This window comes from Candidatus Baltobacteraceae bacterium (assembly GCA_035502855.1).
Taxonomy (GTDB): domain Bacteria; phylum Vulcanimicrobiota; class Vulcanimicrobiia; order Vulcanimicrobiales; family Vulcanimicrobiaceae; genus Aquilonibacter.
Window position 1 is genome coordinate 1 of the sequence record DATJTX010000017.1, and the last position, 19,583, is coordinate 19,583.

The 19,583-nt window shown below is 61.9% G+C and carries 22 protein-coding genes and 1 riboswitch; of the genes, 10 read left to right on the top strand and 12 right to left on the bottom strand.

Features of this window, described 5'->3' with window-relative positions:
* The 9 genes from VMF11_04565 to VMF11_04605 all read left to right on the top strand — a co-directional run.
* The coding region (locus VMF11_04565; protein HTU69575.1) for a radical SAM protein at window positions 1-567 on the top strand (567 nt) is incomplete at its 5' end.
* Between the two features lie 69 nt (window positions 568-636).
* A riboswitch (M-box (ykoK) riboswitch) is annotated at window positions 637-806 on the top strand.
* Between the two features lie 353 nt (window positions 807-1,159).
* Window positions 1,160-2,776 (top strand): Nramp family divalent metal transporter, encoded by a 1,617-nt coding sequence (locus tag VMF11_04570; GenBank protein ID HTU69576.1) that lies wholly within the window; start codon window positions 1,160-1,162, stop codon window positions 2,774-2,776.
* Window positions 2,777-2,783: 7 nt separating this feature from the next.
* On the top strand, window positions 2,784-4,115 hold the full coding sequence (locus VMF11_04575; protein HTU69577.1) for a carbohydrate porin: 1,332 nt from the start codon (window positions 2,784-2,786) through the stop codon (window positions 4,113-4,115).
* A 129-nt stretch (window positions 4,116-4,244) separates the two neighbouring features.
* A complete protein-coding gene (locus VMF11_04580) occupies window positions 4,245-4,970 on the top strand; it encodes an MgtC/SapB family protein (protein HTU69578.1) in 726 nt (241 codons plus the stop codon).
* Window positions 4,888-5,802 (top strand): radical SAM protein, encoded by a 915-nt coding sequence (locus VMF11_04585; protein HTU69579.1) that lies wholly within the window; start codon window positions 4,888-4,890, stop codon window positions 5,800-5,802. Before VMF11_04580 ends, VMF11_04585 begins: the two co-directional genes overlap by 83 nt.
* A gap of 67 nt (window positions 5,803-5,869) precedes the next feature.
* Window positions 5,870-6,232 (top strand): YciI family protein, encoded by a 363-nt coding sequence (locus tag VMF11_04590; protein ID HTU69580.1) that lies wholly within the window; start codon window positions 5,870-5,872, stop codon window positions 6,230-6,232.
* The gene (locus VMF11_04595; protein HTU69581.1) at window positions 6,229-6,573 is read left to right on the top strand and encodes a YciI family protein; all 345 of its coding nucleotides are present in this window, start codon (window positions 6,229-6,231) and stop codon (window positions 6,571-6,573) included. Before VMF11_04590 ends, VMF11_04595 begins: the two co-directional genes overlap by 4 nt.
* Window positions 6,540-7,802 carry an RNA polymerase sigma factor gene (locus tag VMF11_04600; protein ID HTU69582.1) on the top strand — a complete coding sequence of 421 codons (1,263 nt, stop codon included), beginning with the start codon at window positions 6,540-6,542 and terminating at the stop codon, window positions 7,800-7,802. Before VMF11_04595 ends, VMF11_04600 begins: the two co-directional genes overlap by 34 nt.
* A 115-nt stretch (window positions 7,803-7,917) precedes the next feature.
* A complete protein-coding gene (locus tag VMF11_04605; protein ID HTU69583.1) occupies window positions 7,918-8,070 on the top strand; it encodes a hypothetical protein in 153 nt (50 codons plus the stop codon).
* A gap of 3 nt (window positions 8,071-8,073) precedes the next feature.
* Here the strand turns inward: VMF11_04605 and VMF11_04610 are convergent, their stop codons facing one another.
* The 7 genes from VMF11_04610 to VMF11_04640 form a co-directional block, all read right to left on the bottom strand.
* On the bottom strand, window positions 8,074-8,469 hold the full coding sequence (locus VMF11_04610; GenBank protein HTU69584.1) for a hypothetical protein: 396 nt from the start codon (window positions 8,467-8,469) through the stop codon (window positions 8,074-8,076).
* Window positions 8,470-8,483: 14 nt separating this feature from the next.
* Window positions 8,484-9,752: a phosphoribosylamine--glycine ligase gene (purD, locus tag VMF11_04615; protein HTU69585.1), complete on the bottom strand. Its 1,269-nt coding sequence runs from the start codon at window positions 9,750-9,752 to the stop codon at window positions 8,484-8,486.
* Window positions 9,749-10,330: a hypothetical protein gene (locus VMF11_04620; GenBank protein HTU69586.1), complete on the bottom strand. Its 582-nt coding sequence runs from the start codon at window positions 10,328-10,330 to the stop codon at window positions 9,749-9,751. The genes purD and VMF11_04620 overlap by 4 nt, the downstream gene beginning before the upstream one ends.
* Window positions 10,327-10,761 carry a hypothetical protein gene (locus tag VMF11_04625; protein ID HTU69587.1) on the bottom strand — a complete coding sequence of 145 codons (435 nt, stop codon included), beginning with the start codon at window positions 10,759-10,761 and terminating at the stop codon, window positions 10,327-10,329. The genes VMF11_04620 and VMF11_04625 overlap by 4 nt, the downstream gene beginning before the upstream one ends.
* 42 nt (window positions 10,762-10,803) lie before the next feature.
* Window positions 10,804-12,342, bottom strand: a complete 1,539-nt coding sequence (gene guaA, locus VMF11_04630; GenBank protein ID HTU69588.1) for a glutamine-hydrolyzing GMP synthase — start codon at window positions 12,340-12,342, stop codon at window positions 10,804-10,806.
* An 11-nt stretch (window positions 12,343-12,353) separates the two neighbouring features.
* Window positions 12,354-12,893, bottom strand: coding sequence for a thiol peroxidase (tpx, locus tag VMF11_04635; GenBank protein HTU69589.1), 540 nt, complete (start codon window positions 12,891-12,893; stop codon window positions 12,354-12,356).
* Between the two features lie 167 nt (window positions 12,894-13,060).
* Window positions 13,061-13,381 carry a zinc-ribbon domain containing protein gene (locus VMF11_04640; GenBank protein ID HTU69590.1) on the bottom strand — a complete coding sequence of 107 codons (321 nt, stop codon included), beginning with the start codon at window positions 13,379-13,381 and terminating at the stop codon, window positions 13,061-13,063.
* A 175-nt stretch (window positions 13,382-13,556) separates the two neighbouring features.
* Here VMF11_04640 and VMF11_04645 point away from each other — a divergent pair, with 175 nt between their 5' ends.
* The gene (locus VMF11_04645) at window positions 13,557-14,021 is read left to right on the top strand and encodes a hypothetical protein (protein HTU69591.1); all 465 of its coding nucleotides are present in this window, start codon (window positions 13,557-13,559) and stop codon (window positions 14,019-14,021) included.
* Between the two features lie 6 nt (window positions 14,022-14,027).
* Here the strand turns inward: VMF11_04645 and VMF11_04650 are convergent, their stop codons facing one another.
* The 5 genes from VMF11_04650 to VMF11_04670 are packed head-to-tail and all read right to left on the bottom strand — an operon-like array spanning window position 14,028 to window position 19,581.
* Window positions 14,028-15,161 carry a DUF1297 domain-containing protein gene (locus tag VMF11_04650; GenBank protein HTU69592.1) on the bottom strand — a complete coding sequence of 378 codons (1,134 nt, stop codon included), beginning with the start codon at window positions 15,159-15,161 and terminating at the stop codon, window positions 14,028-14,030.
* 12 nt (window positions 15,162-15,173) lie between these two features.
* Window positions 15,174-16,157: a cytochrome d ubiquinol oxidase subunit II gene (cydB, locus tag VMF11_04655; protein HTU69593.1), complete on the bottom strand. Its 984-nt coding sequence runs from the start codon at window positions 16,155-16,157 to the stop codon at window positions 15,174-15,176.
* A complete protein-coding gene (locus tag VMF11_04660; protein ID HTU69594.1) occupies window positions 16,154-17,458 on the bottom strand; it encodes a cytochrome ubiquinol oxidase subunit I in 1,305 nt (434 codons plus the stop codon). The genes cydB and VMF11_04660 overlap by 4 nt, the downstream gene beginning before the upstream one ends.
* 20 nt (window positions 17,459-17,478) lie before the next feature.
* Window positions 17,479-18,465: a hypothetical protein gene (locus tag VMF11_04665; protein ID HTU69595.1), complete on the bottom strand. Its 987-nt coding sequence runs from the start codon at window positions 18,463-18,465 to the stop codon at window positions 17,479-17,481.
* A 15-nt stretch (window positions 18,466-18,480) separates the two neighbouring features.
* Window positions 18,481-19,581: a hypothetical protein gene (locus VMF11_04670; protein ID HTU69596.1), complete on the bottom strand. Its 1,101-nt coding sequence runs from the start codon at window positions 19,579-19,581 to the stop codon at window positions 18,481-18,483.
* Between the last annotated feature and the right edge of the window lie 2 nt (window positions 19,582-19,583).

Consider the following 19,583-nt stretch of genomic DNA (forward strand, 5'->3'; position numbering starts at 1 on the left):
CTTGAGGCATTGCGAGACTATCACACGCCCGCTGCACTGATCACGCGCTCGCCTCTCGTGATTCGTGACATTGACGTCTTACAGCAGCTCTCGCTCGTCGCCGGCGCTAGCGTCTCGGTTAGCATCGCTACCTTAGACGAAACGTTGGCTCGCGACATCGAGCCCACTGTCGCACCACCTCACCAGCGCCTTCGCGCTGTCAGAATGCTCTCCGACGCCGGCATCCGAGTAAACGTAGCCCTTGCACCAATTCTCCCACGAATCTCCGATTCACCGGAGAACATAACGGCCGTTGTCCACGCAGCGCGAGCGGCTGGTGCCTCCAGCGTGTGGCACAACACGCTCCATCTGCACGACGTTACGCGCGATGCATTTTTCGGTTATCTGCGCGAGCGAAGGCCCGAGTTACTTGCAGAATATGCCTCGCTTTACCGCGGTAAATATGCTCCAGGTGACGTAGCTGCTGCCGTTGATAAACGAGTAAAAGAAGCGCTTTCGTCCTCGCCTCGCCGAGGCTTAACGACGATCCAATCGCGAGCGCCCCTGCAGATCAGTCTGCTGGAATAGCGCATGATTTAGGCGAGCCAAATCGACAGTTTTGGCTTGACAACGCTGCCCGGGCGAGTATGCTTGTCGAGGCTTCCTCGTTAGGTGAGGCGTCTGCACAAGAACAAGCCGCTGCCCAGAAAGGTCGAGAGACCCCAACGGGTTGACCAGATTCCGCCGAATCAAGGCGGAATCTAACGCGGCTGAGACCTTCGGGCCTCTACGGTGTGCAGTGCTAAAGCTCTACAGTGAGGAGAGATTCCGCGGCCTGGCCGCGCGAGTGTTTCTTGACTGTTGCCTGCGAGGACGTATGCGACAGTTTTTTATTTTTGAGAGGGGGTGATGTCAAGCCATGGACGATGGACCGAGTAGTCGATCTAGCCGCAGGCTCGCAATGAGCCGTTTAATCCTGCCGTGCCCGTCTGTTTGGCGCGGCAAACCGTAACTTTTTAGGAGAGATGTGTCATGAAGAAAATCTTGGCGCCCTTGCTTCGCGCTGCCCTCATGCGCCTTAACGGCGCGAACGAAGTTCACAACGATCTGCTTCGAGCAAATCAGTTCAGCGATCGCCCTCCGATTGGTGTCTACCGTGCCATCCTCGGAGGATAAGCCAATGGCAACGATAGTAGACGGCGCGCACCTGGATACGATGCATGCGGGCGATATTCGCGGAGCATTCGGTACGATTGCCAAGAATGATACTGGCTCGCGCAAGGGTCTATGGGCGAAGCTCGTGGCTTTCGCGGCAATCGTCGGCCCGGGACTCATCGTCATGGTCGGCGACAACGACGCAGGCGCATTCTCGACCTACACGCAGGCTGGACAAAACTACGGTACGACACTGTTGTGGACCCTACTGCTATTGGTTCCCGTTCTCTTCGTAAACCAGGAGATGGTGCTGCGCCTTGGCGCCGTTACGCGCGTCGGCCACGCGAAACTCATCCTCGAGCGTTTTGGAAAGTTCTGGGGTGCTTTCAGCGTCATCGATCTGTTCATCCTCAACGCTCTAACGATCGTCACTGAATTCATCGGCATCAGCCTCGCGCTGGGCTACTTCGGCGTCCCTAAGATTGCGGGCGTCGCCGTCGCGGCCGTGCTTGTCATGATGGGCGCGGCGACGGGAAGTTTTCGCCGCTTCGAGCGCTTTGCGATGTTGCTCTGCTTTGGAAGCCTGCTACTGATTCCGGTATTCGTGATGGTGCATGCGCCGATCGGGCAGTCAACACGTGACTTTCTAATACCGAGCATGCCGAGAGACTCGGACCTAGGAGTCGTCATGCTGCTCATTATCGGCATCGTCGGGACCACGGTAGCGCCGTGGCAGCTATTCTTCCAGCAGAGCTATGTCATCGACAAGCGCATCACCACGCGCTGGCTCAACTACGAACGTTGGGACCTGGCTCTCGGCATTGTTTTCGTCGTGCTCGGCGCGTTCGCGATGTTCTCGTTTACTGCGGCCACGTTTGCGGGCCACAAGGAATTCGGCAATTTCCAGGACGCCGGCGCGGTTGCCGCGGGAATCGCGCACTACGTCGGGCGCCTCCCAGGCGATCTCTTCGCACTCGCCCTCCTGGACGCGGCGATTATTGGGGCCGCAGCGGTTTCGCTATCGACAGCCTATGCCATTGGCGACGTGATGTCGCTAAACCATTCGTTGCATCGCAAAGTCGGCGACGCGCCGGTCTTCTATCTCGTCTATGCGGGACTGATTGTTGTTGCGGCAACGATCGTGCTCATTCCCGGGAGCCCGCTCGGACTCTTGACGAACGCCGTACAGGTACTCGCGGGTGTGCTATTGCCGAGCGCGACCGTCTTCTTGCTACTGCTCTCCAATGACAAGGCGGTGCTGGGTCCTTGGGCAAACACGCGCCGTACGAACATCTTCACCGGCGTCGTTATCGCTGCATTGGTGATGCTCTCGGTAGTCCTCACCGCTGCAACGGTCTTCCCATCGATCGGCACCATTCAGATTCTTTGGATTCTCGGCGTGGGAGCGATTCTAGCCGTTATTGCCGGCTTTTGGATGGCGTTCGTGCCAGGTGACATCGACTACACGTCATTCGACCGTTCGCAGCGCCATCAGTGGCAGATGCCTTCGCTTAGCTCTCTCCCAAAGGTTCGCTTAAGTCTTGCTAACCGCTTTTGGCTTATCCTACTAAGGGCATATCTGATTCTCGCCGTCGGGCTCGTGGTGTTCCGCGTTGCTCTCCTCGCGCTGCACAAAGGATAGCGGGCCAATGTTCTTCGCCGTTCTTTTGACGACCATCGGCGCAGCTATACCGGCGGTACCCATTCCAACGCCAAAAACGACCCCAACGCCGGCACCCGCTCGTTGGAGCGTACACTGGCAGGCAACCAACACACAGCAGTACCATGGGGCCTTCCCCGCCGCGTACTCCGGCGCCAACAGCCTTTCGAATATGCCCGATACGCAGAAAACCTTTTCGTCGACGATCTATTTGGGTTACCGTCTCTGGAAAGGCGCTGAGGCATTTTATAACGAGGACATCGACCAGGGCTTCGGCTTCGGCAGTACGCTCGGTCTTGCGGGCTTCTCGAGTGGCGAGGCATACAAGGTCGGTGCCTCACGTCCGTACGAGCGTGCGCACCAGTACTTCATCACTCAGACTTTCAATGAGGGCGGTGGCACACAGTCGGTCGATTCGGGACAAAATGTCATTGCCGGATCTCAAGACGTACGGAACATCACCCTTACTGGGGGGAAGTTCTCCGTCGTAAATATCTTTGACAACAATGTCTATGCCCACGACCCACGCAATGATTTTTTGAATTGGTCGGTCGTCGATATGGGAGCATTCGATTACGCCGCCGACGCCTGGGGTTACACCTACGGGCTAGCGGCTTCGATCAACCGCGCGCAATCGGCCTTCACCGTTGGTCTCTTTCAACTGTCCAAGACGCCGAACACGACGGTCATCGAGAGGGTCCCATTTCTTCAGTATTCGCCAGTGTTGGAGTATGATCGCAATATGTCGCTCTTCGGCGGACATCCGGGAAAATTTCGCTTCTTGACCTACGGCGACTACGGATACATGGCGCCACTAGCGGATACGATCTCATATGCCGCGGCTTCTGGCACGACGCCAAACCCGCTGTTGTTCCGTCAAAATCGCCACTGGAAGATCGGCGAAGGGGTCAATATCGAGCAAGAGCTCGCGCCCCACGTAGGCGCCTTCCTACGCTTGAGCGCAGACAACGGCTCGTATGAAGCGTTCGATTTCACCGAGATCGACCGTTCGGCGGAACTTGGCCTTTCGGTCGACGGGACACCGTGGCATCGACCGAATGATACCGTGGGAATTGCCGCCGTCCAGAATTCGATATCCGCCGTTCGGCAACAGTATTTAGCAGACGGTGGTCTTGGAATCCTGATCGGCGACGGTGGACTATCATATGGACCCGAAAGCGTTCTCGAAACCTACTATAGATTCATGATCTTCAAGGGGTTCTCGCTCAAGGGCGATTACCAACGCGTCGTTAACCCGGCGTACAACACGGTGCGCGGCCCCGTATCAATTTACACGCTCCAATTTCACTATCAGATCTAGGTGGGATGCTATGTTTGACAAGCGCGAACGGATGCAGCTCATCGCTCTGCTCGTCTATGGAGCGATCCTCATCGTCGGAGGTATCGTCGTGGTGCTTCGCTTCATAAGGGGAAGATTTTGACTAACGGCATGCCAGCCACCGAGCTCTTCGCCCTGCATGTCTTTGTCGCACTGCTGCTGGGCGTCGTGATCGGCCTCGAACGGCAATGGCGCCAACGCATGGCCGGCCTTCGTACAAATGCGTTGGTCGCTTTGGGCGCTGCGCTTTTTTCATCCATATCGATCCTGATGAACGCCGGAACAAACCCTACGCAGGTAGCGGCGTACGTCGTCTCCGGGACGGGTTTTCTCGCCGGTGCTGTGATTTTCAAGGAAGGCTTCAGCGTACGAGGCCTAAATACGGCCGCGACACTGTGGGCAACAGCTGCCGTGGGAACGCTTTGCGGTTCCGGGTTTCTTTCGGAGGCAACGATTGGCGCTGTTGCCGTGCTCGCGGCGAACGTTCTCCTTCGCCCGATTGTGCAACGGATTAACCGTCAGCCCTTCGGTCAGACCGAACTGTCGCAAGCCTATGAAATCACGGTGAGCTGCTCGGGCGCACATGAGGAAACCGTGCGCGCCGACGTGCTTGCCCAAATTCGGGTGACAACATTGCTCTTGCGCTCGTTAGAAAGCCGCAATCTTCAAGATGATCACGTTGTCGTTAAGGCGGTCGTCATTGCTAGCGACCGCGCCGACACGAAGCTCGAGCGCATTGTCGGACGCCTCAGCCTTGATCCGAAGATCGTCGCCGCGAGCTGGCGTATGGCGGCCGTTTCCGACGACGAAACCCTGGAGTCGGCGCCCGAGGGGTGACTCTTTTGAGAAACCTCATATACAGGAAAAATGCGGCTGCTACCACCAGTGCGTGTTTTGCTACGCTCGCCGCACCCACTCATATCTGGAGGAAGACGGCGTCGCACGCTGGGGCAGCCGCCTCTACGTCAAGGTCAACGCGCCGGCCGTCGTGCGCACCGAGCTGGCGAAACGCGGCTGGAAGCGCGAGCCGGTGGCGATCGGAACGGTGACCGACCCGTATCAGCCGCTGGAGGGTCGTTACGGGATCACGCGCGGCATTCTCGAGGCGATGCGCGACTATCGCTCGCCGGCCAATCTGATCACCCGATCACCGCTGATCGTGCGTGACGTCGACGTGCTCGCCGATCTCGCCCGGGTCGCGAGCACGCACGTTTCGATCAGCATTGCCACGCTCGATGAACGGATCGCGCGCGAGATCGAACCAACCGTGGCGCCGCCGCGCCAGCGCCTGCGCGCGGTGCGCATGCTGGCCGAAGCGGGCATTCACGTCAACGTTGCGCTCGCGCCGGTGCTGCCGCAAATCACCGATACGCCCGAGTCGATCGACGCCGTCGTCAAAGCCGCGCGCGACGCCGGCGCCGCCAAGGTCTGGCATAACACCCTCTACTTGCATGACGTGACACGTGACGCATTTTTTGGTTACCTGCGCGAGCACCGGCCGGAGCTGATCGCGCAGTACGCGCAGCTCTATCGCGGGACCTACGCGCCGCGCGCCGTCGCGGATCGAGTCGAAGAGGAAGTCCACGGTGCACTCGAGCGCAACCCGGCGCGAGCACTGCCGCGCATCCGCAGCGAAGCTACCGTCCAGCTCTCGCTCCTGTCACCCTGAGCGTGTCGATTTTCCCTTCCCCCGTTCGACGTGTAGGTAGATCAACGCCCAACGATAAGGAGACCCTATGCGATTCCTAGTCATGGTCAAAGCGACCGAAGCGAGCGAGGCCGGCGTGCTGCCCACGGCCGATGAGCTTGCGAAGATGGGGGCATTCAACGAAACCCTCGCGCGCGACGGCGTGCTGCTCGCGGCCGAGGGGCTGCAGCCCAGCGTAAAGGGCGCGCGCATCAGCTACGCCGGAGGCAAGCCGGCCGTGACCGACGGTCCCTTCACCGAAACGAAAGAACTGGTCGCCGGTTTTTGGATCCTCCAGGCGCGCTCGAAGGAAGAGCTCATCGAGCGCCTCTCGCGGTGTCCGTTTCAACGCGGCGAACAGGTCGAAATTCGCCAACTGTTCGAGCCCGAAGACCTTGCGGGGATTGCATGATGCGCGTCATCTCGATTTTCACGCACGAACCGTGGACGCAGCCGCCCGATCCCAAGATGATGGCGAACATGCAAGGCCTGATTCAAGAGATGATGGCGGCTGGGATACTAGTCGATACCGGCGGCGTTGCGCCGACCGGCGTGAGCTTGCGCGTCCGCAGCGGCGGCACCGGTCCGGTCTCCGTCACCGACGGCCCCTTCACCGAGAGCAAAGAGATCGTCGGCGGCTACGCCCTGCTCAACGTGCGCGACCGCGATCACCTCATTGAAGTCACGCACCGCTTTCTCGACTGCGCCGGCGGCGGAACGTGCACGATTCACGAACTCGCGGACATGCCATAATCGAAGCAGTCTGGGGGATCGAGTCCCCCAGACTGATCGCCGCGCTGACGCGCGTCGTTCGCGATGTCGGCCTGGCCGAGGAACTCGCGCAGGATGCGTTTGTGGCCGCGCTCGTGCAATGGCCGCAGGAAGGCGTTCCGCGCAATCCGGGTGCGTGGCTGATGTCGGTCGCAAAACGGCGCGCGATCGATCGCTTCCGCCGTGAGAAAACGATGGAGCGCAAGCACGAGCAGATCGGCCGCGAGGCCGCTGCGTCCTTGGAATATGAACCGGACTTCGCGGCGCTCGAGGAAGAGGTCCCCGACGATCTCTTGCGCTTGATGTTCATCGCCTGCCACCCCGTGCTCTCGAAAGAAGCGCGCGTCGCGTTGACCCTGCGTCTACTCGGCGGCCTTACCACGCCCGAGATCGCACGCGCATTTCTGACCTCCGAAGCGACGATCGCGCAGCGCATCGTGCGCGCCAAACGCACGCTCTCCGAAGCGCACGTGCCGTTCGAGGTTCCCGACGCGGCCGAACGCGCGCAGCGGCTCGGGGCCGTGCTCGAAGTCATCTACCTTGTTTTCAACGAGGGGTATTCCGCGTCTGCCGGCGAGGACATCGTGCGGCCGGCGCTCGCACAGGAAGCGATGCGCCTCGGCCGCATGCTCGCCGAGCTCGCCCCGGATGAATCCGAAGTGCACGGACTCGCGGCGCTGATGCAGATCCAGGCCTCACGCATGAAGGCGCGCGTCGGACCGTCCGGCGAGCACGTCCTCTTGCTCGATCAAGATCGCGGCCGGTGGGATCACATCCTGATCGCGCGCGGTCTGGCTGCGCTCGAACGCGCGGAACGCCTCGGGGCTTCGCTCGGTCCGTACACGTTGCAGGCCGCGATCGCCGCGTGCCATGCGCGGGCGCGGACCGCGCAGGAAACCGACTGGAAACGCATTACGGCGCTCTACGACGCGTTGGCCCAACTCGCGCCGACCCCGGTCGTCGAGTTGAATCGCGCGGTCGCGATCGGCATGGCCTTCGGTCCCGCGGCCGGGCTCGAGTTGGTCGACGCGCTGACGAGCGAGCCGGCGCTTCGCTCCTACCATCTTCTGCCCAGCGTTCGGGGCGATCTGCTCGAAAAGCTCCAACGATTCAGCGAGGCGGCGGATGCGTTCGAGCGCGCCGCCTCGCTCGCGCAGAACACGCGCGATCGCGAACTTTTGCTGCGGCGCGCGGCCCGCTGTCGATTTTGACTACGTTCATGCAATGTCTCTAACGCGATTCGACGGCTTGCAAGCGGGACTCGACGCCTTCCATTCGTGTTTCAAGCCTTCCTAAGCGCCGCTCGATCGCATCAAACCTGCGATCGTGCTCATCGAAACGCCGATCGTGCTCATCGAAACGCCGATCGTGCCTGGCCAAGTGCTCGTCGACGCGATCGAAGCGCACTTCGACAGCGGCTCGAAAGTCGAGCAAGGCATCCAGGACGTCGCGGGTCGTCGGCTGGTCATCCATGCGTGAAGCCTAGCGTACCACGGCGAGCAATACCAGCGTCGCGAGCGTCGTGAGATGCAGGAGCAAATGCAGCGTGTTCGGCGTCACGCTCTTGCGGCGTCCCCGCTGTGACGGGAGGAGATACGGTATCCACCACGCCTGGACTTGGCCGAGGAAGAACGCGCCGTAGCTGATCCACAGCCACGCATAGAGCCAGCCCGGGTACGGCGTGTAGCGATAGAACGCGCTGCACACGAGGCCGAAGGCAAACGGCAATGTTTGCAGTGCGGTCACCGTCACCAGTTGGGTCAGTGTCCGTTCCGGACGCATCGTCCGCACGCGATTGAAACGCCCGAGCGGAAGCCAATCCTGCAGCGCAAGAATGGTCACGTTCAACCCCTGCAGTGCGAGCAAGAGATCTCGCACGACCGCCCCGTTCATCAGACGCGCGCGATGTCGGTTCGATAGGTGAGGCCGGTCGTGCCGATGCGGCCGGCCAGCGCGCGCACCGCTTCGTAGGAACGCACCCGCGCGCTTGACAGATCGTCGCCCAGCGCGGTAACCGTGAGCACGCGTCCGCCGCTGCTGCGCACGCGTCCGTCGGCGAGCGAACTGCCGCCCCAAAACACGTGCACGCCCTCGCCCAGCGCAACGTCGGGATTCAATCCGGGAAGCGGCGTGCTGCTGCGCGGATAGTCGCCGGTCGCGAGCACGACGCCGACACAATGCTGCTCGGAAAGCGAGGTAAGACTCAAATCCATCGCTCCATCGGCACACGAACGCAACAAGCCGGCGAAATCGCCGCGGATCCGCGGCATCAGCACCTGCGTTTCGGGATCGCCGAACCGTGCGTTGAACTCGATGACGTAGGGTCCCTCGGCCGTCCACATCAGGCCGCAATAGAGCACGCCGATGTATTGCTCGCTCTCGGCCAGCAAACCGCGCAAGACCGGCGAGAGAATGCGCTCGCGTACCGCATCGAAGAGGTCGTCGGGAAAACCGTGGGGCGGCGAATACGCGCCCATGCCGCCGGTGTTGGGACCGGTATCGCCGTCGCCGGCGCGTTTGTAGTCGCAGGCAGCGGCGAGCGGAACCATTGCGCGTCCGTCGGCTAGCGCGAAAACGCTCACTTCTCGACCTTCCAGTCGCTCCTCGAGCAGCAGATCGCTCCCGCCGCCCGGAACTTTGTTCTTGCCGTACCACTCGGCGACGACGGCGCGTGCATCGTCGATACGCTCACACACCACCACGCCCTTGCCGGCGGCGAGGCCGTCGGCTTTCACCACGACGCCGTCACCCGACCAATCGTCGAGTGCGCCGTTCGCATTGGAAAGCGAATGGACGACCACGGCGCGCGCGGTCGGCACGCCATGCCGCTGCATGAAGCGTTTGGAAAAAACCTTGCTCGACTCGAGCCGTCCGCCCGAGCGATTCGGTCCGAACACGAGCACGCCCGCGTCGCGCAAACGGTCGCCGACGCCTGCCGCGATCGCCGACTCCGGACCGAGCACCACCAGATCGATCTCCTCCGCCTGCACGCGCTCGACGATCGCCTTGCCGTCGGTCGCGGCGATTTCCCAATTCACGCCGCGCGAGGCCGTGCCCACGTTTCCCGGCGCGGCAAAGACCGCACTGCACGACGGCGACTGCGCCAGCCGCCACGCGAGCGCATCCTCACGCGCGCCATTGCCGACCACGAGAATTCTCAAAGTTGACCCCACGCAAGGCAGACTTCAATCCCATCCAACATCGTTACGCCTGCCCTTTGCATTGCCGCAATCAGGGTAGGTTGCTTCAGTTTTTCATCCTCCGAGAAAAAAGCCATACGATCACTCGGCGTTTCCTCGGCATCTTGAATCACAGATGCTGCGATCATATCGTCAGTGGGATCCGAGAGGTAGCTGTGAAGAGATCTTTCCAGCACGGCTGGGCTCGATAACACCAATCGTGCACGCGAAGCCAAGCCGCGTATCGCGTTCATTAGTCGGCGTTCTGATTGGTCCAGGTAGTCCGTGAGGGCGCTGTCCGCCGCGGCAAGCGTTCGCGCGAATTTCTGGGCGTGAGTATCGGGATCGCGGCCAACGTCATTGATCTCACGCGGGAACGGGTCCCTGAGATTGAGCTTCGCCGCCTTTATACTCTTGAACGCGCTGTGGGCTTCCATGAAACAAGCCAACGGAATAGCAAGCTCCACGTGGACCGGTAGGTCCAGCAGCTCTCTGGCTCTAGGTGTCCGTCCGGTCGCGACACTCATGAGCAGATTCGTTTCGACATAGATTCTCGTCAAGGAACCGCTTCCGCACGAACGCCGGCAGTATTCAACAGGTCGACGATGTCCGGATCGAGCTCATCGCTTCCCGGAGGTTTCGCTTCCTTCCAGTGAATCGCGAGATCCCGCAGCCACGCCATTGTCATCCCCGACATGAGAAATTCGCTCATCGTCCCCGTGTGCTCAACGCCGATGTAGGGTTTCAATATCTCGCGTGTTCGAAATTGTCGCAACAGTCGAGGTTCGGGCGAGTCCTCCTCGTAAAAGCGCATCCAGTCGTTGTCCACCAGTACATAGTAGACAGTCCTCGGTTTTCCGAGGCTCTCGGCATACGAGCGCAATTGTTGCATGAAAAACGGCCGATCGGCGTCGGCGATGGAGCTCTTCACTTCCACCACCAACAACCGTGAGGTTGCGCGATCCTCCGAGACGAGGTCGGGCTTAATCATAGCCACATCGCTCCTTCTGCTTCAAAGGCCGCGGACGGCAACCTATTCCCACTCCACCGTGGCGGGGGGTTTGGAGGTGATGTCGTACGCAACCCGATTCACGCCTTGTACTTCGTTGACGATGCGCGTCGAGATGCGCTCGAGCAACTCGTGCGGCAGGCGCGCCCAGTCCGCGGTCATGCCGTCCTCGCTCGTGATCGCGCGCACCGCGACGAGGTTCGCGTAGGTGCGCCCGTCGCCCATGACCCCGACGCTGCGTACGGGAGTGAGCACGGCGAAGTACTGCCAAGGGTGCGGTTCGAGCCCTTTCGCGTTATCGATCTCTTCGCGCACGATCGCATCGGCATCGCGCACGATCTCCAGACGATCCGGGGTAACGTCGCCGATGATCCGCACCGCAAGCCCCGGCCCCGGAAACGGCTGGCGCTGTACGATTCGTTCGGGCAGTCCGAGCACGCGCCCGAGCGCGCGCACTTCGTCCTTGAAGAGCGAGCGCAGCGGTTCGATGAGCTTGAAATTCATGTGCTCCGGCAGACCGCCGACGTTGTGATGTGATTTGATCTTGTGCCCGGCTTTGCTATCCGGTGTTTTCGACTCTACCACGTCGGGGTAGAGCGTGCCCTGGACGAGGAATTTCACACCCGGAAGTTTGGCGGCTTCTTCTTCGAAGACCGCGATGAACTCGTGACCGATGATGATCCGTTTGCGTTCGGGATCTTCGACGCCGGCGAGCTGCTCGAGAAAGCGCGCGCGCGCGTCGATCGAGATCACCTTCAGGTGCATCACGTCACGAAATGCCGCGAGAACTCCCTGCGCTTCGCCTTTACGCAACAAGCCGTGATCGACGAAGACGCAGGTGAGCTGTTCGCCGATCGCACGCGAGACGAGTGTCGCCGCCACGGCCGAATCGACGCCGCCGGAAAGGGCGCAGATGACCTTGTCGCGCCCGACCTTCGCACGGATCTCCGCGATCGCCGTATCCACGAAGGATTCCATCTTCCAGTCGTCGCGCAAACCCGCGACGCGGTGCAGGAAGTTCGCCAGGATCGCGGTTCCGTGCTGCGTGTGCACGACCTCGGGATGAAACTGCGTGCCGTAGATCTTGCGCTGCGCATCGCCCATCACCGCGACCTTGCAGCGAGGCGTCGAACCCAGCGGCTCGAAACCCGGCGGCAGTTCGACGACCGAATCGCCGTGCGACATCCAGACGCGCAGCTGCGCAGGCACGCCGTGCCAAAACGGCGACGACGCGTCTTCGATCGAGAGCGTCGCCGGCCCGTACTCGGCATGTTCCAGTTTGACCAGCTTGGCGCCCAAGTGGCGCGCCACGAGTTGCATGCCGTAGCAAATCCCCAGAATGGGAAGTCCGCTGCGCAAGATCGCCGGATCCATATCCGGCGCGCCCTGAACCAAGGTGCTCTCGGGACCGCCCGAGAGAATGATCGCGCTCGGACCGCGAGCCGATAGCTCCTGCCACGAGATGTCGTAGGGAACGATCTCGCAATAGACACCCAGCTCGCGCGTACGGCGCGCAATCAGCTGACTGTATTGCGCGCCGAAGTCGAGGATGAAAACCGTCACGTCGTCGTGGGTTATGTCGCTATCGCGCGCGCCGCCGCGAACGTCGCCTCGTAATCCGGTTCCTGACTGATCTCCGGCACGATTTCGACGTAGTGGATTTTGCGGTCCGGGCCGATCAGGAAGTTCGAGCGCATCAGCAGCCCGGTCTCCTTGATCCGCACGCCGTAGGCGTACCCGAAACTGTGATCGCGATAGTCGGAGAGAACGTCGATATTGAAGTTGCCTTCCGCTCCCGACCAGCGCGTCATCGCAAACGGCAAATCCACGCTCACGATGTATGGTTTCACACTAGCCGGCAGTTCGCTCAGCCGCTGGTTGAATTTGCGCGATTCGATCGAGCACGTTGGTGTGTCGAGTGAGGGAACGACGATCAGCAGCACCGCGCGCTTGCCGTGGTCGGTCAGATCGTCGAGCGTTTTGATCGAAAGATCGGCGGCCGACAGGTGAACTTCCGGCGCGGTGTCGCCGGTGTTGAGTTGGGGCCCCAAGAGTGTTAACGGGTTCCCGCGCCCGGTGACGATGCCGGGTCGTTCGATCGTTTGCGTTGCCATAGCTACCTCCGCAGGCGCATGGCATTCGCAGCAAATGAGAAAAGGCCCGCCCTGTTCAGGCGAGCCCTTTCTTAATGATTCCTCTCGGTAGTTTTCGTCTAGTTAGGCGCTCGAAGCCGAAGTGTGCACTAGCACATGAGGCTTCGAGCAACGACACTAGACGGAAACTAGCGGTATGAAGGGCGGCTTTGGAAGCAGTCGCGGCAATACACCGGCTTGTCGCCGCGCGGTTGGAACGGCACTTCGGCCACGCCGCCGCACTGGCTGCACGTCGCGCGGAACATCTCGCGCTGACCGCCGCCGCCGCCGCCCGAACGGGCGCCGCCGCCGCGGCTTCCGCCGCCGGCTGCTTTGCGGGCCGCCCGGCAATCCGGGCAACGATTCGGCTTATTGGCAAAGCCCTTCATGGCGAAGAACTCTTGCTCGCCGGCAGAAAACGTGAACTGGCGCGAACAATCAACGCAGTTCAGATACTCATCTTGATACATGGATAAACGAGGACTCCTCGGAAAATTGTGGTTTTGTTCTCGGAATCGACTCGTTTAGCCCAACATGGGAACCAGACCGCGCGAAACCTAGACCGGACCAGCCTACCATGCCCGGCCCAAAATCACAACCGTCCCTGCGGCAAGTGTCGCAGCGCTGGAGCGAGAAAGCGCCGGAATGGAAGCACACGATCGGCTCACCTCGGCCGAGCTCTTAACGTTGCTCGAAATTCCCGCAGATGGGCGGATTTTGACCTTCGGCGCCTCGACGGCAAATTTTGCGCTCGAGATCGCCAAGCTCCGTCCCGACGTTCTGATCGTCGTGTGCGATACCGAGTCCGAGACCACCACCGCCGTCGCCGACCGTGCCGTCGAGGAGCACCTCGAAAACCTGATCGTGGGGGATACGCCGGCCGGTCCACTGGTCGACCGTGCCCTCTGCGTCGACAAACTGGGCGAGGTCGCGCCGACGCACTTGATGACGATCCGCTCGGCGATGCTGCCCGGCGGATACGCGATCTTCGTCGAGTCCAAGGCGCCCAAGCCCGAGCCGCTCACCGAGAAGCTTCAGGCAGTCGGCTACAACGTCGCCGACACGCTCGAAGGCGCGTTGCCCGGCTCGACCGTGATCCGCGCCCGATGACCTCGCTTACGTGAGGACCTGCTCCAGCTGATCCTGATCGCGCGCCATCACCAGCTCCATCGCGATGCGCTCGCCAACCGATACGTCGCGCCCCCAGCGGTAGGACGAATACGGTGTGTAGCGCGTGCCGGGCGATCCCGGAATGCGCAGCGAGACGTCGTAACAGACGAAATCCTTCGGCGGCCCGGCGACGATCGCGCATTGCAGCGCAAACGGACCGATCACGCCGGGCGGGTTCGCCTCGCGCGCCGCGGCGACGAACCGCTCGCCCATCTCGAACGCCTTCTCCAGCATCGACTCGGTCAGCGTTGCCGCGATGTGTCCGGCTTCTTCGAGCCGCATCGGTACGGCGCGCACCGCCTCGAGCGCGGATGGCGGCACGTTGCGGAACCCTTCCAGGTTCGTCTGCCGCCGCGTGTCGGTGCCCATCAGCTCCAATTCGCCCAGTAGAGGAGACGCGAAGAAATTCAGATTGATCGAGGGGCCCAGGAGATACTCCTCGATCACCGCATCGCGCACGCCTTCTTCGGTCAGCATTCCCTCGTAGCTCAAACGCTCGGCATTGGTGCGATATTCATCCGGTGACGACGCAAGAAAAAACGCGCGCTCGAAGCTCACCTTGGCGTGCGGGGCTTTGACCATCACCAGCCGGTCGATCTCGTCGGGCGAAGCGAACCGGCGCGGATGACGGATTCCCGCGCGCGCCATCAGCGCGTACTGATTGCCGGCTTCGTCGCGCTCCTCCACGCGCAGCAAGTACCGGTTTCCGAAGAACGGTACGCGCATGCCGCGCTCGATCTCGTCGTAGCTGAACTTCTGGTGGAGATAGACTTCGAACGACCGGTTCGCGACAAAGACCGCGTTCCGGTCGAGCAACGCGCGCTGGATGCTCGCATCGAGCAGATCGGTGAACGCCCCAAGTTCGATCGTTTCGTCCACACAGCCGCGCGCGATCGGATGCTCGCGCCGGCGGAAATGCTCGGTATACGTGCGCTCGCGTCCCTTGGCGGTGATGACGAGATTGCGCAGCCCTTGCGCCCGTGCGCCCGACGCGACTTCGAGGGCCGAGTGACTGCCGATCGAGGCGAGCGTCAACCGCGAGCGGTCGTAATGCGCCAGCGCCTCCGTTACGTAATCCACAGCTGCGCCCCGTTACTCCTCGACGATGAGCTTTCCCGCCAATTGCCGCAAGACGAACGTGCCGTAAATCAGGGTGGCGACAACGCCGACGATTGCCACCGTGAGAATGGTCGTGAGCGCACCCGCCGAGGGAACGGCGGTGAAGATCGAGATGCCGTGACCGGGTGGACGGCTCGGCAAAAGATACGGATACATCGTCGCCGCCGCTTGGACCAGCAGCGACGCGAGAAAGACCGACGATGCGGCGAACGCGCCGCGCTCGTGTTTCCACAGCGAGGCGATCAGCAGATAGACCAGCGCCGCCAGCGAGAGCAGCGGGATCACGTCGATCCATGAGAGCGCGAGGCCGCGCGCGTCGATCGTCAGCGCGGAGAGCGCCACATAGAGCACGAGCACGACCGGCCACACGCGCGGAACCAACCGCCGGGCGCGTTCGGTCGCGCGGCCCTGCGTACGCATGACCAGGAAGAGCGTTCCGTGTAAGGCCAAGGCCGCAACCGCGAAGAGTCCCACCAGCACCGCATACGGATTGAGCAATTCGCCGAACGTACCGGCAAAGTAGCCTTGCGCATCGAGCGGCACGCCGCGTACGAGGTTGCCGAGGGCGACACCGAAGAGCAGGATCAGGAGCGCGCTCGAAGCCGCGAACGCCGCATCCCAGAACTGATGCCAGATTTCGCTCGGAAAGTGCGAGCGCAGCTCCATCGCGATGCCGCGAAACATCAGCAGCCAGAGCACGACCACGAACGCCAGATAGAAGCCGGAGAACGAGGACGCATAGGCTTGTGGAAAGAGCGCGAAGAGCGCACCGCCGGCCGCGATCAGCCACACCTCGTTGCCGTTCCAGAACGGTCCGATGCTCTCCATCGATCCTGCGCGCTCGCGATCCGACCGCGCAACCAGCGGTGTGATCGTCGCCACGCCGAGATCGTAGCCGTCGAGCAGCACGTACATCGCGAGCATGAACGCGATCAGCGTGAATGCGGCGATGCTCATGGACCGATCGCAATCTCACGCAGCACGAGGTACAAGAACAGCACGCCGAGCAAGAAGTACATTCCGGCGAACCCGATCAGCGTGAAGATCGTCTCGCCGGTCACGACCGTCGGCGAAATGCCTTGTGCGGTGCGCATGATCCCGTAAATGATCCACGGCTGGCGCCCGACCTCGGTCGTGACCCAGCCGGCTTCGTTGGCGATGTACGGAAAGGGCATCGCCAGCAGCAGCAGCCACAGGATCGGCGTCGCGGTAAAGATGCGTCCGCGCCAGAGCGCAAGTCCGGCGAGTACCGCAATCCCCGCGAAGATCGTGCCGAGTCCCACCATCACGTGGTAGGCGTAGTAGGTCAGTTCGACCGGCGGCCAGAGCTCGGTGGCGTACGCGTTCAAGCCTTGCACGTTCGCGTTGAAGTTTCCGTAAGCGAGGAAGCTCAACACGTCGGGCACGAAGATCGGATCGATCAGGGTTTTGTTCTGCGTGTCAGGCATGCCGATGATCGCCAGCGGCGCGCCCTTGGTCGATGCAAAGAGCCCTTCCATCGCGGCGAGCTTGACCGGCTGGTACGCTGTGACGTCGTCGCCGTTGCGATCGCCGGTCGGAAAGATCACGAGTAACGAAAAAATCAGCGCCACGATTACGCCCGCGTCGACGAAGCGGCGGCCGAGCGCATTTTCGCGATTCGAAAGCAGATAATACGCGCCGATGCCGGCCACCACGAATCCGCCGGCGACGAGCGCCGCGCACAGCACGTGAAGATATTGCCACCACGCGAACGTCGAGAGCAAGACCGCCGCCAAACTGGTCGATGCGATCCGCCCGTTCGCGAGCAGCTCGTAGCCGACCGGATGCTGCATCCACGCGTCGGTGGCGACGATGAAAAAGCCGGAAAGCCACGAGCCGAGCCACACGATCACGGCCGACGCCGCGTGCAGCACCGGCGCGACGCGCCCCTTTCCGTAGAGCAGCACGCCGAGAAAGATCGACTCGAGAAAGAACGCGTAGATGCCTTCCATTGCCAGCGGCTGCCCGATCACCGCACCGCTCACGGCCGAAAAGACGGCCCAATTCGTGCCGAACTGAAACTCCATCGGGATGCCGGTCACGACGCCGATCGCGAAATTGATGGCGAAGATCTTCGTCCAGAACGCTGCCGCGCGGGCCGCCTCGCGATCGCCGCGCGCCGCTTCGATCGTATAGAGCGCGACGAACGGCGCGAGTCCCATCGTGGTGATCGGGAACAGATAATGGAACATGATCGTGAACGCGAACTGAATCCGGTCTGCGATCACGACGTCCATTTTGCGGTACCGCTATCCTCTTAGCTCTTCGTCGCGGGGAAGAGCTGATCGAGCGCCGGTCCCATGGCACGTTCCGAAACTTCGACTGCCGCGGCGCCGAAATTGACCATCGTCACATGCTTCAGGTCGGCGTCACCGTATCCGTGACCGCTCACCGCGCCGCTGCAATCGAGCAGCGCCAGGCGGACGACCGCATGCGACGCGCCGGTGACGCCGGATTGCTCGATCCGCACGGTGGGCACCACGATCCCTTGCACACCGTTCGCGGAGCACAATTGCGGCGCCGTCGTAACGGCGGAGAGGTGATCGATCGACGCTCCGACCTTCACCTCGAGTTTGCGCTGTTGCATCTGTTCCGCAAGCGAATGGGTGATGTCGTCGGCGCGCGGATCGGCGATGCCCGGCTGGCCAACGGGGAGCAGAAGATACGCCGCTCCGGACGCCGGTTGCGCTACGGGCGCGGCGCTAGGATCCGCGCCGGTAGCCGCACTCTCTGGGATCGTCGCGTGGACGTACTTCTGCACCGCCTCCTGCGCCGCGCTCGCAAAGGCGGCGTCGACGGCGGCACCGAGATTCCCGACGGAATACACGCCGCCCGGATTTTGATCCCCGGTCGTCACCGTGCTCCAGAGAACCCTGCCATTACACCCGACGACATCGAGGCGAAGCTCGACGTGCGTCGGATAGTGCAGAACGGTCACGAAACTAACGGCTACCCGCTTCATCGTCTGCTCGGAACGGCCGTCCGGAATGAGCACAGCCCAGGCGTTGTTCGTCGCGCAGATTTTTGCCGCGGTTGAAACCGCGTCGATATGATCGATCGGCGCGACGGTCGGTACCGTCATCCCTGCAGCAGCAAAATCGGCGAGAATCGCCTCCGTCACTGCGGCCGCGTGGGGGTCGGTGCTGTTGGGCTCCTCGAACGGCACCAGCACGAGTCCCTTGGGCGGGGCCGCGGCGCACGCCAAAAACACGAGCACGACTGCGATCGAACGTAGATTCCGCATACGCCACCTCGTACGTTATTGGGCGGCCAGGACCTTGCGTGCTTGCGGGGAGTCTTGATACTCGACCGTCAGAATCCCCCGCAAATGCGACGCCGCCGCCACCGCGTCGGGTGAATTCATCCGCTCCAGCGTCGTGAGACAGCTGTACAACAGCTTGGGCATGTCCCGGTCGCGCGGATAGACTTTGTGCATGTCGTCGATCGACTGCGCCACGAGTACGGTCTGGGCAGCTTCGCGGTTGCCGTAGTTGTAATTCAGCATGAAGTTGATCCGCTTGAGTTCGTTCTCGATGCCGAGTATCGAGTACCCCATCTGACCGAAGTATTCATCGGCCGGGGCAAGCGTCGTCAAGTACTTGTCGGCCGGCATCGAGGTGACGGTCGCGATGATCAGCGGTGAGGTCAGGTCTTTGAGCCGCTGCACGATGATCTTGGCGTTCGCGCGATCGCCGGCGGTATAATTCCCCACGCCGGCCGCGGCGTTTTCGGCGGCTTGTACGAACGCGGGCCCGTAGGTCGTGGGTAGGTGCGCCAAGGGGAAATTGGTTTGCGCCGCCTTCTGGAACGCCAGCGATCGCCACGAGGGGTCGTTGGTGAGGAGCCAACCGCGCCAGTTCGCTTCCAACGTCTGCAGCCGTGTGTCGACGTCGGCCGGATACGTTGCCGCGTTGGCGCGTGCGTCCTGATCGGCCAGAGCCGCCAGCTTCTCCGGATCGTCTTCGGAGTTGACGCGCTCGAGCAGGGCGTTCGCTTCGCCGACCAGCGTCGGATCGGTGCTGTTGCGGCTCACCCAGACCGCTGCCTCCCGCACGTACCACACCGCGGCGTCGTGGTTGGTGAGCGGATTGTAGTGCAAGCCCGAGCCGATCTGCACGGTCAAGGTTTCCAACTGCGCGAAGGCCGGATCGTCCGGACGCTGCAGCGCGTACGCGCGCCCGGCGTTGAAGATCGTCGAGAGATAGATCTCCTGATCGCGAAAATCCCACTGCGCCGCGGCCGCTTTGTCGTAGGCCGCCTTCATCTGTTGATAGAGCACCTCCGGATCGGCCTCCATCGTAGCGCGCGCCGGCAGCGCAACTCCCGCGATGACCGCGGTCAACGCGCACGTGAGCAACATCC

Excerpts from the sequence above, each read along its gene's own strand:
- cydB (HTU69593.1), bottom strand. The coding sequence starts at position 16,157 with ATGAGCATCGCCGCATTCACGCTGATCGCGTTCATGCTCGCGATGTAC.
- VMF11_04665 (HTU69595.1), bottom strand. The coding sequence starts at position 18,465 with ATGCGGAATCTACGTTCGATCGCAGTCGTGCTCGTGTTTTTGGCGTGC.
- VMF11_04670 (HTU69596.1), bottom strand. The coding sequence starts at position 19,581 with ATGTTGCTCACGTGCGCGTTGACCGCGGTCATCGCGGGAGTTGCGCTG.
- VMF11_04580 (HTU69578.1), top strand. The coding sequence starts at position 4,245 with ATGCCAGCCACCGAGCTCTTCGCCCTGCATGTCTTTGTCGCACTGCTG.
- VMF11_04595 (HTU69581.1), top strand. The coding sequence starts at position 6,229 with ATGATGCGCGTCATCTCGATTTTCACGCACGAACCGTGGACGCAGCCG.
- VMF11_04645 (HTU69591.1), top strand. The coding sequence starts at position 13,557 with ATGGAAGCACACGATCGGCTCACCTCGGCCGAGCTCTTAACGTTGCTC.
- VMF11_04575 (HTU69577.1), top strand. The coding sequence starts at position 2,784 with ATGTTCTTCGCCGTTCTTTTGACGACCATCGGCGCAGCTATACCGGCG.
- VMF11_04625 (HTU69587.1), bottom strand. The coding sequence starts at position 10,761 with ATGATTAAGCCCGACCTCGTCTCGGAGGATCGCGCAACCTCACGGTTG.
- VMF11_04590 (HTU69580.1), top strand. The coding sequence starts at position 5,870 with ATGCGATTCCTAGTCATGGTCAAAGCGACCGAAGCGAGCGAGGCCGGC.
- VMF11_04570 (HTU69576.1), top strand. The coding sequence starts at position 1,160 with ATGGCAACGATAGTAGACGGCGCGCACCTGGATACGATGCATGCGGGC.
- VMF11_04660 (HTU69594.1), bottom strand. The coding sequence starts at position 17,458 with ATGGACGTCGTGATCGCAGACCGGATTCAGTTCGCGTTCACGATCATG.
- VMF11_04640 (HTU69590.1), bottom strand. The coding sequence starts at position 13,381 with ATGTATCAAGATGAGTATCTGAACTGCGTTGATTGTTCGCGCCAGTTC.
- tpx (HTU69589.1), bottom strand. The coding sequence starts at position 12,893 with ATGGCAACGCAAACGATCGAACGACCCGGCATCGTCACCGGGCGCGGG.